The sequence below is a fragment of the uncultured Tyzzerella sp. genome, from assembly GCF_963558545.1.
Lineage (GTDB): Bacteria > Bacillota > Clostridia > Lachnospirales > CAG-274 > Tyzzerella.
Genome location: NZ_CAUWHO010000006.1, coordinates 35449 through 51299, shown reverse-complemented (window position 1 = coordinate 51299; position 15851 = coordinate 35449). Strand labels below are relative to the sequence as shown.

At 28.0% G+C, this 15851-nt stretch carries 11 protein-coding genes and 2 tRNA genes; 7 read left to right on the top strand and 6 right to left on the bottom strand.

Going from position 1 to position 15851, the window contains the following annotated elements:
• Window positions 1–7: 7 nt before the first annotated feature.
• From R5Z65_RS01050 to R5Z65_RS01025, 6 genes are all read right to left on the bottom strand, one after another.
• Window positions 8–1651 carry an ABC transporter substrate-binding protein gene (locus R5Z65_RS01050; protein WP_317366500.1) on the bottom strand — a complete coding sequence of 548 codons (1644 nt, stop codon included), beginning with the start codon at window positions 1649–1651 and terminating at the stop codon, window positions 8–10.
• A gap of 22 nt (window positions 1652–1673) precedes the next feature.
• Window positions 1674–2240 carry a lytic transglycosylase domain-containing protein gene (locus tag R5Z65_RS01045; RefSeq protein WP_317366498.1) on the bottom strand — a complete coding sequence of 189 codons (567 nt, stop codon included), beginning with the start codon at window positions 2238–2240 and terminating at the stop codon, window positions 1674–1676.
• Window positions 2241–2242: 2 nt separating this feature from the next.
• Window positions 2243–2848, bottom strand: a complete 606-nt coding sequence (gene coaE, locus R5Z65_RS01040; RefSeq protein ID WP_317366496.1) for a dephospho-CoA kinase — start codon at window positions 2846–2848, stop codon at window positions 2243–2245.
• Window positions 2835–5474 carry a DNA polymerase I gene (gene polA, locus R5Z65_RS01035; RefSeq protein WP_317366495.1) on the bottom strand — a complete coding sequence of 880 codons (2640 nt, stop codon included), beginning with the start codon at window positions 5472–5474 and terminating at the stop codon, window positions 2835–2837. Before polA ends, coaE begins: the two co-directional genes overlap by 14 nt.
• 201 nt (window positions 5475–5675) lie before the next feature.
• Window positions 5676–5748, bottom strand: a tRNA-Lys gene (locus R5Z65_RS01030).
• 7 nt (window positions 5749–5755) lie between these two features.
• Window positions 5756–5828, bottom strand: a tRNA-Phe gene (locus R5Z65_RS01025).
• Between the two features lie 167 nt (window positions 5829–5995).
• Here R5Z65_RS01025 and R5Z65_RS01020 point away from each other — a divergent pair.
• The 7 genes from R5Z65_RS01020 (at window position 5996) to htpG (ending at window position 15774) form a co-directional block, all read left to right on the top strand.
• Entirely contained in the window at window positions 5996–6226 is a 231-nt protein-coding gene (locus tag R5Z65_RS01020) for a hypothetical protein (protein ID WP_317366494.1), read from the top strand.
• 19 nt (window positions 6227–6245) lie between these two features.
• A complete protein-coding gene (locus tag R5Z65_RS01015) occupies window positions 6246–7904 on the top strand; it encodes a glutamine--tRNA ligase/YqeY domain fusion protein (RefSeq protein WP_317366493.1) in 1659 nt (552 codons plus the stop codon).
• Window positions 7905–7939: 35 nt separating this feature from the next.
• Window positions 7940–9265, top strand: coding sequence for an MATE family efflux transporter (locus tag R5Z65_RS01010; RefSeq protein WP_317366492.1), 1326 nt, complete (start codon window positions 7940–7942; stop codon window positions 9263–9265).
• A 47-nt stretch (window positions 9266–9312) separates the two neighbouring features.
• The gene (locus R5Z65_RS01005) at window positions 9313–10677 is read left to right on the top strand and encodes an LCP family protein (RefSeq protein ID WP_317366491.1); all 1365 of its coding nucleotides are present in this window, start codon (window positions 9313–9315) and stop codon (window positions 10675–10677) included.
• 252 nt (window positions 10678–10929) lie between these two features.
• Complete coding sequence (locus R5Z65_RS01000; protein WP_317366490.1) at window positions 10930–12165, top strand: NAD(P)/FAD-dependent oxidoreductase; 1236 nt, start codon at window positions 10930–10932, stop codon at window positions 12163–12165.
• 12 nt (window positions 12166–12177) lie between these two features.
• Entirely contained in the window at window positions 12178–13764 is a 1587-nt protein-coding gene (locus R5Z65_RS00995; protein ID WP_317366489.1) for an FAD-dependent protein, read from the top strand.
• 99 nt (window positions 13765–13863) lie between these two features.
• Entirely contained in the window at window positions 13864–15774 is a 1911-nt protein-coding gene (htpG, locus tag R5Z65_RS00990; protein ID WP_317366488.1) for a molecular chaperone HtpG, read from the top strand.
• Window positions 15775–15851: the final 77 nt, after the last annotated feature.

Here is a 15851-nt window from a genome sequence, read left to right as displayed (position 1 = left end):
CCACTTCCTATTCTATATACCACTTTTCTATATTGTTAAATTGGTTATAAATATTAGGCTTTTTATCACCTTTTACTGTATAATCTGTAAGAAGTATTTCGTCCTTAAAAAATATCCCTACAACTGGTAATTGCTCTGCAAAATACTGTTGCATATCTATAGTAGCTTTAATAAAGGCCTCTTCAGATGTAGCTGTATATATATTTCCAACTAAAAAGTCCATTCTAGCATCTTTAAAGTTTTGGTAATTAATGCCACCTTCACCTGTTCCCGAAGACATTAAAAAGCTTTTTAAATTTGGCACTATGCCAAAATCTATACCAGCTAAAAACATATCAAAATTACCTTGCTCTAAATCTTTTTTATATTCTTCAAAAGGTTTTTTTACAATATTAACATTTATACCTATTTGTGATAACCTTTTTTGTATAAGCTCTGCAGATTCTACTCTTTCTTTATTTTCTACATTAACTAATATACTAAAATTAGCCATATCTTTTGTAATATTTGCTTTGCCTAGAGCCTCTATAGCTTTTGGTACACTATATTCATATGTTTCTATATCTTTATAAGCTAAAAATGTAGTAGAGTTTATAGGTGCCAAAGATTTTACTCCATTATCTAAATATATATTTTTTATTATTTCATCTTTAGGTATAATATAAGCTATAGCTTTTCTAATATCTATATTTTTAAATATTTGTTTGTCAAAATTAAAACCTAAATATTCAAAGTTATTACTAATTATATTAGTGCTTATTTTTTCTCTTTTATAATTTAAATTCCCCCAGCTAGAAAAATCTATATTCAAACTATTTATTATGTTTTTTTCAAAAGCATATAAATCTGTTTGTCTATCTGGTGTTATTATTATTTTTATAGTATTAATATAAGGTGTTCCTTTAAAAGATGTTGTTTTTTCTAATATAAGCTCATTTGCCAGCCTATAACTAGAATATTTAAAACTTCCACTTCCTATGGGTTTTAGGCTTCTACTATTTTCTATATCTAAATTATTTTTATAATAATGGATAGGTATAATAGGAAAGCACAAATTATACCTATAAAAGCTATAAGGCTCTGTATAGTTTATGATAACTTGATTTCCTTTGTTACTATATGATGCTACATTATCTAATGCACTTTTATATAAAGAATTTGGTATAGATTTTATAACATCTAAAGAAAATATAACATCTTTAGCTGTTAACTGTTTTCCATCGTGCCAGTATATATCATTTCTAATATCTATATAAACTGTTTTACCATCTTCAGACATAGAATAAGAGCTAGCTATGTTAGGTACAGGCTTTAATGTATCACTATCTATGCTAAATAATGGTTCAAAAATAAGCTTTAATATATTATCTATTGTTACATCTTCATTTACTAGAGGGTTTAATGTTTTTGGCATACGCATAGAAAGTACTAATTGTCCACCTTCTACTGGTATTTCTTGTTTTGGCTGTATATTATTTTCTTCACTTGTTGCTTCTGGTGTTGTTTCTTTAATAGAATTTATTGTATCATCTGTTTTGTTGTCTATTGTATTATCAAATTGTGTAACAGTTGTTTCTGTTATAACATTGTCTTTACAACCAGCTAAAACAATAAAAACAAAAATAACAAAAAACAATTTATATATTTTCATATTTCCTCCAAAGTATTTTATCTTAAAACCAATATTTTAATAATATGCTATAACCTTTTTTAAATATTTTTATTTTCTTTATATATTTATCTGTTTCTTTAAAAGGTATTGTGTGTATATATCCATCTTTAGAATATTTATCATCGTTAAGCCATCTATAAACATTAGTACTTCCTGCATTATAAGCACAAAGTGCCAATGTTTCATCTTCAAATTTATTTATTAGTTCTTTTAAATAATAGCAACCAAGATTTATATTAATTTCTTCATCATATAGCATTTCTTTAGAAAAATTTTCTATTTTTATCTTTTTTGCAAGCCACTCTCCTGTTTCTGGCATTATTTGCATAAGCCCTATTGCCCCTTTATTAGATATAGCCTCTTTATTAAATCTACTTTCTGCATTTATAACTGCAAAAACTAGCTCTTTTTCTATACTATATTTTTTAGCATATTTTTCTATTATATTTTGATGTTTTACAGGTAATATATAATTTACAAACCATATAAATAACAGTATTAATATAATAAAAAATATTATTATTTTAAAAATTTTTATTATTTTCTTCCCATTTAAGATATAAAACATTATCAAACTTTCCTTTTTAATCTTTGTTTTATTATTTCTTCAAGATTTGCTCCGTCTTCATTAAATATAATAAAATTAGCATATTTTTTATTTTGTTCAAAAGGTGTCTGGCTATTTATTCTTTTTATCAATATTTCTTCCGATAAATTATCTCTTTTAACAAGCCTTTTAAGCCTAGTATGTAAAGAGCAATGTACTATCCATACTTCATCTACTATTTTATGTAGGTTAGTTTCTATCAAAAGTGGAGCATCTATAACTATATAGTTATATTCTTGTTTATCTTTTGCCATATTTATACTATCTTTTATTTCTCTTATTATGTATTTATGCGTTATATTATTTAAATAAAATAATTTTTCTTTATCACTAAATACTATTTTTCCTAATTTTTTTCTATCTATTTCATTTTCACTATTTAAAATATCTTTTCCAAAATAATTTATTAGCTCAAAATAAGCATTATTTCCTTTTTTTATAATACTATGCGCTATTTTATCTGCATCTATAATATAAGTATTATATGTTTTTAATATAGAACAAACTGTGGACTTACCACAGCCTGTTCCTCCTGTTAGCCCTATTACAATAGCTTTATTTTGTATCATACCAGTTTTCACCTTCGTTTATATCTATAAGAAGCTTTACAGAAAATTTTATGGCATTTTCCATTTCATCTTTTAATATTTGTCTTATAGTATCCTTTTCATCTTTGTAGGCTTCTATTAAAAGCTCATCGTGTACTTGCAAAATTAACCTAGATTTTAAATTTTCTTTTTTTATACGTTTATACACTTTTACCATAGCTATTTTTATAATATCTGCTGCTGTGCCTTGTATAGGAGTATTCATAGCTATTCTTTGTCCTACACCTCTTTGCATAAAATTAGAAGAATTTATTTCTGGCACATATCTCATTCTATTAAACATTGTTTTTGTATACCCTGTTTCTTTTGTACTTTCTACAATGCTATCTAAAAATTCTTTTATTTTAGGATATTTGTCAAAATAATCGTTTATATATTCTTCTGCTTTAGCCTTTGTTATGCCTAAATCTTGTGCTAAAGAAAAGGCTTGCTTTCCATATATAAGTCCAAAATTTATAGCTTTAGCAGCACTTCTTTCAAAACTTGTTACATCTTCTAAAGGCTTTTTAAAAACTTTAGCAGCTGTTGTCTTGTGTATATCTTGCCCTTCATTAAATGCTTGTATAAGGTGTTCGTCCTTAGATAAATGGGCAAGCACTCTAAGCTCTATTTGGGAATAATCAGCATCTATAAAAATATAGTCTTTTTCTGGCTTAAACACTTTTCTAACTTTATGTCCAAGCTCTATTTTTATAGGTATATTTTGCAAGTTTGGTTCTGTACTGCTTATTCTACCTGTGGCTGTTGCTGTTTGGTTAAAGCTAGAGTATATTCTGCTTGTTTTTTCATCTAAAACATTTAATAATCCATCTGCATAAGTGCTTTTAAGCTTAGCATATGTTCTATACACTAATATTTTAGGTATTATTTCGTGTTGGTCATATAATTTTTCTAAAACATCTGCCGATGTAGACCAACCTCTTGTTGTTTTTTTGCTTCCTTTAAGGCTAAGCTTTTCAAATAGTATATCTCCTAGTTGCTTAGATGAATTTATGTTAAATTCTTCTCCTGCTATCCAATGTATTTCCTTTGTTAGTTGTTCTATTTCTTTGTCAAGAGCCTGTTGATATTCTATAAGCTCCTCCTTACTTACTTTTATACCATAAATTTCCATACTAGCTAAAACTTCTATAAGAGGCATTTCTATATTGTAAAAAAGCTCTTGTTGGTTGTTTTCTTCTATATTTTTACTTATAATATCCTTAGAATTGTATGCTACATAGCTTTGCCTTACACAATATTTAAACCAGGTTTCTTTTTCTATATCATAAATAAATTTTTTAGATTTTTTAGTACCTAATATCTCGTCTTTATCCTCATAGCTTATGTCTAATATTTCTTCTGCAATGTTATTGTATTCATATTTATCTTTTGTAGGATTTAAAATATATGCTCCTATCATAACATCAAATATTAAATTATTTAATTTTATATTATTTTTATTTAAAAATATAATATCTGCTTTTGCATCTATTGTTATTTTTTTATAATCTTCTTCAAAAAAAGGTTTATATATATTTAATATTTCATCTTGTGATATATTATCTCCAACTTTTATAAAAGTTCCTACATCATTTTTTGTTGTAAACCCTATCCCTACAAGTATATTATCATCATATACTATTTTATAAGCTATTTCTTCATCTTTTTTAAGATTATTAAAGTATGCTTTTGCATCTTCTATATTTTCTATAAGCTTAAAATCTAATGTTTCTTCTGTATTTGTAGGTTCTTTAAATTTTGATAATATAGTTTTTAATTCATATTTTTTACATTGTAAAAAGAATTCCTCATTAAATATGTTTTCTGTTTTTTCGTTTAAAAAATCTATAGGAACGTTAGTATCTATTGTAACTAAATATTTGCTAAGCAATGCTTGGTCTTTATATTCTAAAATATTTTCCCCTGCCTTTTTAGGCTTAATATTACAAGCATTTTCTATAGCATTTTCCACTGTTTTATATTCATTAATAATTTTTATAGCCGTTTTTTCGCCAATAGATGGTACTCCTGGCACATTGTCTGATGTGTCCCCCATAAGAGCTTTCACTTCTATAAATTCTTTTGGCGTAACGCTATATTTTTCCATAACATCTTTTGCAAAATAGTCTTCTATTTCTGTTTTACCTGCTTTTGTTTTAGGAATTTTTATTTTTATATTGTCCGTAGCTACTTGTAGTAAATCTCTATCGCCACTTACAATAATAGGATTTATACCTATATTTTCTGCCTTTTTAGCAATAGTAGCTAAAACATCGTCTGCCTCATATCCTTCTTTTTCATATATAATAATATTCATAGTTTTTAATACTTCTTTTATTAAAGGTATTTGGCTTTTTAGCTCATCTGGAGTTTTTTTTCTGTTTCCTTTGTAGTGGCTATATTTTAAATGTCTAAATGTAGGTTTAGGTAAATCAAAGCTAACCCCTATATATGTAGGTTGTTCTTCTTCTATAAGCTTAAATAAAATATTTAAAAAGCCGTATATGGCATTTGTATACTGTCCATCTTTGTTAGTTAAAATGGGTATTGCATAAAAAGCTCTATTCATTATACTGTGGCCGTCAATAAGCATTAATTTTTCCATATAATTCTCCTTTTTAAAATTTTTAGCTATTTATGATATAAATCTATATAAATTAAAACGTATTTCTATTATAATTATAGCCAATATAGATAATTTTAACATAAAGTAAAAAATATATCTATATAATAAAAATCTATTTTATAAAAATTAATTTATATACAAAAAAAGCATACGCTAATATGCGTACACCCCTTTTTAAAATGAGTCACCCGGGGTTCGAACCCGGGACACCTGGATTAAAAGTCCAGTGCTCTACCAACTGAGCTAGTGACCCATAGCTATGCCCAGAGACGGAATCGAACCGCCGACACGAGGATTTTCAGTCCTCTGCTCTACCGACTGAGCTATCTGGGCTTGCTTAACAACAAAATTAATTATATATTATAACTTTAAATATGTCAACACTTTTTTTAATTTTTTTGAAAAAATTTTTTAGCACTTAATTCCCTAAAAAAAATTGACCTTTTTATAGCTTTATAATATAATAATATATTAATAGTTAGTATATATTGGAGGAACATATGGAACTTTTAGACAACCTAAAAGATATTATATTAAATGCTAATAGCTTTCAAAAAAGCAAAAATTATTACTTTGAAAATCATATTTGTAGCCAAACTGGTAATAATATAAAAGTAAATCTAGATTTTAAACTTTCAAACGAAGATAACGATAAAATTATGAAATTTGGTGTATGTAACCATTGTAAAAAAGTTTTTTATTATTACGACTTTGAAAGTAAATCTTTTTAACTTAGGAGGAATTTTTATTATGGAAAATGAAAATAATAATCTATCTCAAACAGGTAATTTTATACATAATTATATACAAAAAGACCTTGAGGGCAAACTTAATAAAATACACACTAGGTTTCCACCAGAACCTAACGGGTATCTTCATATAGGTCACGCAAAAAGTATATGTTTAAACTTTGGGCTTGCAGACTATTACGGTGGAAAATGCAACCTTCGTTTTGACGATACAAACCCAGCTAAAGAAGATGACGAATTTGTCCGTTCTATAAAAGAAGATATAGAGTGGCTTGGCTTTGATTGGGAAGACAGACTTTATTTTGCATCTAGTTATTTTGAAAAAATGTACGACTGTGCAGTAGAGCTTATAAAAAAAGGTAAAGCCTTTGTATGTGATTTAACACCACAAGAGATTAGAGAAAAAAGAGGCTCTTTAAATGCTCCAGGAGAAGAAAGCCCTTATAGAAACCGTTCTATAGAAGAAAACTTAGACCTTTTTGAGCGTATGAGAAAAGGAGAATTTAAAGACGGAGAAAAAACTTTAAGAGCAAAAATAGATATGTCATCTCCTAATATAAATATGAGAGACCCTGTTATATATAGGATAGCACATATACCTCATCATAAAACAGGTAATGATTGGTGCATATACCCTATGTATGACTTTGCCCACCCTCTAGAAGATGCCTTTGAAGAAATAACTCATTCTATTTGTACAATGGAATTTGAAGACCATAGACCTTTGTACAACTGGTTTGTAAATGAGCTAGACTTTAAAGTAAAACCAAGACAAATAGAGTTTGCAAAACTTAATTTATCTAACACTATTATGGGTAAAAGATATTTAAGACAACTAGTAGAAGAAGGTAAAGTAGACGGCTGGGACGACCCACGCCTTGTAACTTTATCTGGTATAAGAAGAAGAGGCTACACTCCAGAATCTATAAAAAACTTTTGCCAAATGGTAGGTGTATCTAAAGCATCAAGTGTTGTAGATACAGCTCAGCTAGAGTACTGTATAAGAGAAGATTTAAAAGACAAGGTAAATGTTGTTATGGCAGTGTTAGACCCTATAAAAGTGGTTATAACAAACTATCCAGAAGATATGGAAGAAGCCCTAACTATAGAAAATAACCCAGAAAACGAAGAGCTAGGCACTAGAGAAGTTATGTTTTCTCGTGAGCTTTATATAGAAAGAGATGATTTTTTAGAAGATGCTCCTAAAAAGTTTTTCCGCCTTTCTGTTGGTAAAGAAGTTAGGCTAAAAGGTGCATATTTTATAATGTGCAACGAAGTTATAAAAGATGAAAATGGCAATATTATAGAGCTTAGATGTACTTATGACCCAGAGACAAAAAGTGGCTCTGGATTTACAGGACGTAAAGTAAAAGGAACAATACATTGGGTATCTGCAAAACACGCTGTTAAAGCTACTGTAAATTTATATGATAGCCTTGTTATTCCATCTTTAGAAGATGAAAAAGAGCTTATAGAAAATGAAAATTCTTTAATTGTATTAGATAATGCTTATATAGAACCATCTATACTTTCTGCCAATAAAATGGATAGATTTCAATTTATTAGAAATGGATATTTTGTAGCAGATAGTAAACATTTTGATAAAAACAATCTTGTTTTTAACAGAATAGTATCTTTAAAAAGCTCTTTTAAACCTTGATTTTATAAACCAAACTTTTATGGGGGCAATTTTTTATGAAAAGCTTTAGAAACTATCACTTTGTAACATTATATCTAACTGTTATGCTAGAACAAACTCTTTCTACTGTTTCTACTATGCTTGGCACAATGCTAGTTAGTGGGTTAGGCACATCAGTTAGTGCTGGTATTGGTATGGTAGACCAAATAAACTTTGTTTTTATGAACATTTTAACTTGTATAGCAACAGGTATTACAGCAATAGTTTCTCAATGTGTAGGTAAAGGTGATATTAAAAAGGCACAAGATTGTGCTAATCATTCTATCACTATATCTATATACGCATCTATTGTTATAAGTGCTTTTCTTATAATATTTAGAGCTCCCCTTTTAAATATACTATTTGGTAAGGCAGAGCAAACCGTTTTAGATTCTGCTAGTATATACTTATTTTTTACATCTATATCTTTACCATTTTTAACATTATTTAATGTTTTTACAGGGATAAGACGTGCAACAGGAGATAATTTAAGCCCTCTTATAGGTGTATTTTTATCCAATATTTTTTATGTAATAGTAACTATATTTTGTATAAAAGTTTTAAATCTTGGTATAAGTAGCGTTGGTTACGGGCTTTTAGTTTCTCGTATTATTTCAAGCTTAATATTACAATTTTTTATTTATTTTAAACCTCGTATGTTAAAACTTCCTAAGCCTACTATTAAGGTTAATTTTAATATATTAAAGCCTGTTTTAGATATTGCTATAACAAATTCCGTTGATGGTATTATATTTAATGGTGGCAAGCTTTTAGTACAGGTATTTATGTCTGGTATGGGTACAGCAGCATTATCTGCCAATACTATTTGTAATTCTATATCAAATTTTATACAGTTACCAGGCAAAACATTTCAGGTTACTTGTGTACCATTTACAGGCACTGCTTATGGAAGTGGTGATATGGAAAAAACAAAAAAAGTTATGCTTAGCCAAACTTTAGGTGCAAATATATCTCAACTTATAATGAACATTATTTTTTACATATTTTGTAGCAAAATATATTTCCTTTATACAGACGATTTACAAGTATTAGAATATTCACTCAATCTTATAAACAGTTTTTTAATATTAAGCCCTATATTTTGGGCAACATCTTTTATGACACCTAGTGCTTTAAGAGCAACTGGCGATGCAAAATTTACTATGACCATATCTGTTTTAAGCCTTTTTATATTTAGAATATTCTTTTCTTGGCTTTTAGGTGTACATTTTAATTATGGTATATATGGCATATGGGCCGGTATGTATATTGACTGGTTGTTTAGGTCAGTATTGTATTTTTCAAGAATATTTTCTAAAAAATGGCACGCTAAAAATATTTAAATACTCACGCTTTACATAAAAAAATAAACAAAATTAAAGGAGAAAATATGAAAAACAAAAATAAAAAAGGTCGTAAAAAAAGAAAGAAAAAAAGCCTTACAAAAAGATTTTTTAAAATAGTTTTTTCTATACTCACAGTATACTTTATAGGGGTTGTTTGCTTTTTTGTATATGCCTTTATTTCTAACGAACCTAGCAATAATAATACATTTGTAAACAAGGTTGTGGATAAGGTAGCACCTAAACCACCAGAAAGAACATTAGCTCTCATAGCCTGTACAGACGAGGCAGAAGGAAGAACAGATGGTATAATGCTTGTAGGTTATAACTCTGTTAATAACCAAATATCCGTTGTATCTATCCCTAGAGATACAAAAGTATCTATACCACCTGATATGTGGCAAGTTATGGTAAAAAATGAACCTATAATAGCTAACGATAACCCTTCATTTAAAAAAATAAACTCTATCCCTAACTATGGAAAAGAAAGGGGTATGGAATTTTTACAAAGATACTTAGAAGATTTGCTAGATGTAAAAATTGACTATTACGCACATTTTAATTTTGAAGGATTTAAATATATAATAGATTCTGTTGGTGGTATAGAATTTGACGTTCCTCAAAGAATGCATTACTCCGACCCTACTCAAGATTTATATATAAATCTACAACCTGGTTTACAGCTTTTAGATGGGGATAAAGCAGAACAACTTTTACGATTTAGAAAAGATAATAATAATGTAGGATATGCAAGAGGAGATTTGCAAAGAGTAGAAGTGCAGCAGGCTTTTATGACAAAGTTTTTTGAAAAAGTGCTTAGCATAGACTCTATAATATCCAACCCTAAATCTTACATTACAACATTGACAAAATATATAGATACAAACTTTACTATATCAGACGCATTAAAATATGTAGGTGAAGTAAAAGAGGTTGATATTTCTAACACACAAACTTATACTATTCCTTGTACAACAAAAAGTATAAGTGGTATATCTTTTGTAATAGTAGATGAGCAAGAAGTAAAAGAATTTGCCTATGAAGTATTTAAAAAGCCTACTATCAACCCAGAAGATATAGTATATGAAGATAGCTTTGATAAATCTATACAAATTTTAAATGGTAGCTATACATCAGGCCTTGCTGGTAAAACTAAAGAGCTTTTAGAAGATAACGGATATATAATAGGAGATATTGGAGATTCTCAAGACACTAAATCGGAAGAAACTAAAATATATGTATCCGATGTTGGACAGGGTAACGATTTACAAAAGTTTTTTACTAAATCTAAAATAGTGGTTAATCCACAAAAAGTACAAGACTTTGGATACGATATAACCATAGTTATTGGTACAGGTGATGAGCTAAAAGATATTTCTACCCAAATATCAGATAACACCTCATCTAATTAAATAAATTTTTTAAACAATTAATATAGCCACTACAAAAGTAGTGGCTACATACTGTAGACAAAATATTATTAAGGCAACTTTTAATAATAATACGAGGCTTTGCTCTTAATTGTGTAAAAAGCTAGAGTTCAAGTGGCTTTATCCCTTGTACGCATAAATTAGCTTTTCTACCATAGAGTATCTCAAAAAAAATAAACTTGTTATTTTTTAAGAAGTCGTATTAAAATAAAAATATAAACTAAAGGTGATAAAATGAAAAAAACATTAGCTATTGTAGGTGGTGGTGCTGTTGGACTCTCTTCTGCTATACACGCTTACAATATGTCAAAAGGCTCTATAAATATAATAATACTTGAAAAAATGGATAGAGTAGGAAAAAAGATACTAGCAACTGGTAATGGCCGTTGTAATTTTACAAATATTTATGCAACATATGAAAACTACTACGGAGAAGATAAATTTTTTACAAAATATTTTTTAGAACAATTTTCTGTACAAGATACAATAGATTTTTTCTATAACTTAGGTGTTTTACATACTGTTTTAGAAAATGGAAAAGTTTATCCTTATAGTGAGCAAGCATCAAGTATATTAGATGCTTTAAGAAACAAAATAGATAGCTTAAATATACCTATAAAAACAGAATTTAACGTAAAAAATATAAAGAAAAAAAATGACAAATTTAAAATAACATCTAACAATAATGAAACTATAACAGCAGATAAAATAATATTTGCAACAGGTGGTATGGCTAGCCAAAATTTAGGCTCTAATGGTGATGGTATAAACCTTTTAAAATCTTTAGGGCATAGTGCTACAAAGCTTACACCTGCCTTAGTACAGTTAAAAACAAATCAAGAAAAGGTAAAATCTTTAAAAGGTATAAAAATAACAGGCAATTTAAAAATTTATAGCAATTCTACATTTTTAAAAGAAGACTACGGAGAAATACTATTTACAGATTATGGTATATCTGGCCCACCTGTTTTTCAGTTGTCTACACTATTTGCAAGGTATAAAAACTTAATAGCATATATAGACTTTATGCCTAGCTTCTCAGAAGAAGATGTGTTTAACATATTAAAAGATAGAAAAAAACTATTAAACTATACAAATATGGAAAACTATTTTAATGGCCTATTAAATAAACGCTTAGGTAATATTATAGCTAAAAATAGTGGTATAGAAAAACTATCATTTTTAGTAAAAGATTTAACAGATAATATATTAAAAAATATGGCTAATCTTATAAAAAATTATAAGCTAGAAATATTAGACACAAATGGCTTTAACAATGCTCAAGTTACTGCTGGTGGTATAAAAACAAGTGAATTTAATGATAAAACATTAGAATCTAAAATAATAAAAGGTCTATATTGTGCAGGAGAAATATTAGACGTTTTAGGAGATTGTGGTGGATTTAATCTTCAATGGGCTTGGTCATCATCTTATGTTGCTACAAAATCCTGTATAAAATCTATAATTTAGAAAGGTAAAAAAATGATAAGAATATCTAATATAAAATACCCTTTAGAACAAAAAATTACACAAGATAATTTAAAATCTATTGCTTGTAAAATATTAAAAACAAATATTGAAAATATACTAAGCGTAACAATAGCAAAAAAATCTATTGATGCAAGAGAAAAACGTGGTGGTTTTTATGTCCTTGCAGTAGATATTGATATAAAAGATGAAAAAAAATATTTAAAAATAAAAGATGTTTCAATGGTAGAGCCATTTATATATAATATACCTAAAAAACAATATGATAAAAGGCCTATAATTATAGGATTTGGACCTGCTGGACTTATGGCTTCATTAATACTTGCTCGCTCTGGGCTTAAACCTATTGTTATAGAACGTGGTAAAAATGTAGAAAAACGTAAAAAAGATATAGATACTTTTTGGAAAACTGGTATATTAAACGAAAATTCCAATGTACAATTTGGAGAAGGTGGAGCTGGAACATTTTCTGATGGTAAGCTTACAACAGGTATAAAAGATTATAGGTGTAGAGTTTTACTAGAAGAATTTGTTAAAGCATCTGCTCCAGAAGAGATATTGTATACTGCAAAGCCCCATATAGGTACAGATAAGCTTATAACAATGGTTAAAAATATACGAGAAGAAATAATCTCACTTGGTGGACTAATTTTATTTGAGCATCAAATGATAGACTTGCTAATAAAAAATAATACAATAAATGGTGTTACCGTAAAAAATTTAGAAAATAATGAAATTTTTGATATAAATACAGATAAAGTAATATTAGCAATAGGACATAGTGCTAGAGATACTTTTGAGCTTATAAACAATAAAAATCACCCAATAGAAAAAAAACCATTTGCAGTTGGTGTTAGGATAGAGCATAATCAAGATTTTATAAACAATGCTCAATATGGTAAATTTGCTTGTTATCTTCCCCCTGCCGATTATAAATTATCTGTAAGATTACCTAATAATCGTGGTGCTTATACTTTTTGTATGTGCCCTGGAGGGTATGTTGTAAATTCTTCTTCTGAAAAAAATAGGCTTGTTACCAATGGTATGAGCTATTTTGACAGAGGTGGAAAAAATGCAAATAGTGCTTTATTAATAGAAGTTTATCCAGATGATTTAGATAATAGTCATATACTATCTGGTGTGGATTTTCAAAGAGAACTTGAAGAAAAAGCCTTTATAGTAGGTGGTAGTAATTATTTTGCACCTGTACAAAAAATAGGTGATATTTTAAAAGGGATACCATCTACATCTGTTGGCAATATAGAGCCAACATTTAAACCAGGTGTAACACCTGCCGATTTTAGAGATATATTTCCAAATTTTATATATGAATCTATAAAACTTGGTATTATAGAAATGAACAAAAAAATAAAAGGCTTTGGAGATGAAAATGGGCTTTTAACTGCCGTAGAAAGCCGTAGCTCATCACCTATTAGAATTATTAGAGATAAAGAAACACTACAATCTATAAAATATAAAGGACTTTACCCTTGTGGTGAAGGCTGTGGATATGCTGGAGGTATAGTATCTGCTGGAGTTGACGGTATAAAATGTGCCGAAGCTATTATAAACAGCCTGTAATTTTGCTAGCACTCTTTTTAAAAGAGTGCTATTTTTTCTTGACATTTTATATTTATAGTATTAAAATATAATAAATATAAATTTTTAGGAGGTACAAAAATGAAAAAAGGTAATCTTTCAATTAATAGCGAAAATATCTTACCAATTATAAAAAAATGGCTTTATTCTGATTCTGATATATTTATTAGAGAATTAGTATCTAATGGTTGTGATGCTATAAATAAACTAAAAAAATTATCAACTATGGGCGAAGCTAACATTAGCGATGAAAACTTTAACATTAAAGTTGTACTAGATAAAGAAAACAGCACTATACAAATTATAGATAACGGTATAGGTATGACTGCTGATGAAATAGAAGAATATATTACACAAATTGCCTTTTCTGGAGCTAGCGATTTTGTTAATAAATATAAAGACCAGTTAGAAGATGGTGGAGATATTATAGGACATTTTGGTCTTGGTTTTTACTCTGCTTTTATGGTGGCAGACAAAGTTATGATAGATACTCTCTCTTATAAAGATGGTGCAACGCCTGCTAAATGGATATGTGATGGTGGTATAGAGTACGAAATAGGCGAAAGCGATAGGACAGAACGTGGTACAACTATCACTCTTTTTGTAGGAGAAGAAGGAAAAGACTTTTTAAATGCTTTTAAACTTCGTGAAATATTAAATAAATATTGCTACTTTATGCCTATAGAAATTTTCTTTGAAGACTTAGAACAAATTAAAAAAGATGCAGAAAAAGAAAATGAAAACGATACAATAGACGAAAATGAAATTAAAGAAATTAAAGAGCCTCTTCCTATAAATAAAACTAATCCTTTATGGTTAAAACAGCCTAATGAATGTACAGATGAAGAATATAAAGAATTTTATCATCAAGTATTTTCAGATTTTAATGAACCATTATTTTGGATACATTTAAATATGGACTACCCTTTTAAACTTAAAGGTATTTTATATTTCCCAAAATTAAAACACGAGCTAGATTCTATTGAAGGACAAGTTAAATTATATAACAACCAAGTATTTATAGCAGATAACTTAAAAGAAGTTATCCCAGAATTTTTACTTCTTTTAAAAGGTACGCTAGACTGTCCAGATTTACCGCTTAATGTAAGCCGTAGCTTTTTACAAAATGATGGCTACGTTACAAAAATGAGTAAGTATATTACTAAAAAGGTTGCAGATAAGCTAAATAGCTTATTTAAAAAACAACGTGAAGATTTTGAAGGCTTTTGGGACGATATAAGCCAATTTATAAAATATGGCTGCCTTAGAGAAAAAGATTTTTATGATAAAGTAAAAGATAGTTTATTATTTAAAACTATTAATAATAAATATGTAACATTAAACGAATATTTAGAGCAAAATAAAGAACATCACGAAAACAAGGTATTTTATGTTACAGATGAAAACCAACAAGCACAGTATATTAAAATGTTTAAAGATAACAATATGGACGCAGTTATATTAAACACAAAATTAGATAATCCTTATATGTCCACATTAGAAATGTACAACCAAGGCACTAGCTTTGTTAGGATAGATAGCGATTTATCCGACACGTTAAAAGATAGCTCCCAAGAAGAAAATAAAGAGCTTAACGAGGCTTTAGAAACTTTATTTAAAGATACTCTTAATAAAGGCGATAACCTTAAAATTAAAGTAGAAAATCTTAAAGCAACTGACATATCTGGTGTTATCCAGCTTAGTGAACAAGCTAGAAGAATGGAAGAAATGGCCAAAATGTATGGTATGAATATGCCTTTTGGTGCTATGCCATCAGATGAAACATTAATATTAAATGGCAATAATAATGTTGTTAAGCTCCTTTTAAAAATTAAAGATGATAATAATAAAAAAGAAGAAACAAACCTTATATGTAACCAAATATACGATTTAGCTACAATGAGCCATAAACACTTAGATATGAACTCTATGACAAACTTTATAGAAAGAAGTAACAAAATATTAGAAATCTTATTAAATAATAGCTTATAATACTATTATATAGAAATACCACCTGTTAAAAAGGTGGTATTTCTATATAATAACAATAATTATTTTATATAAATTAT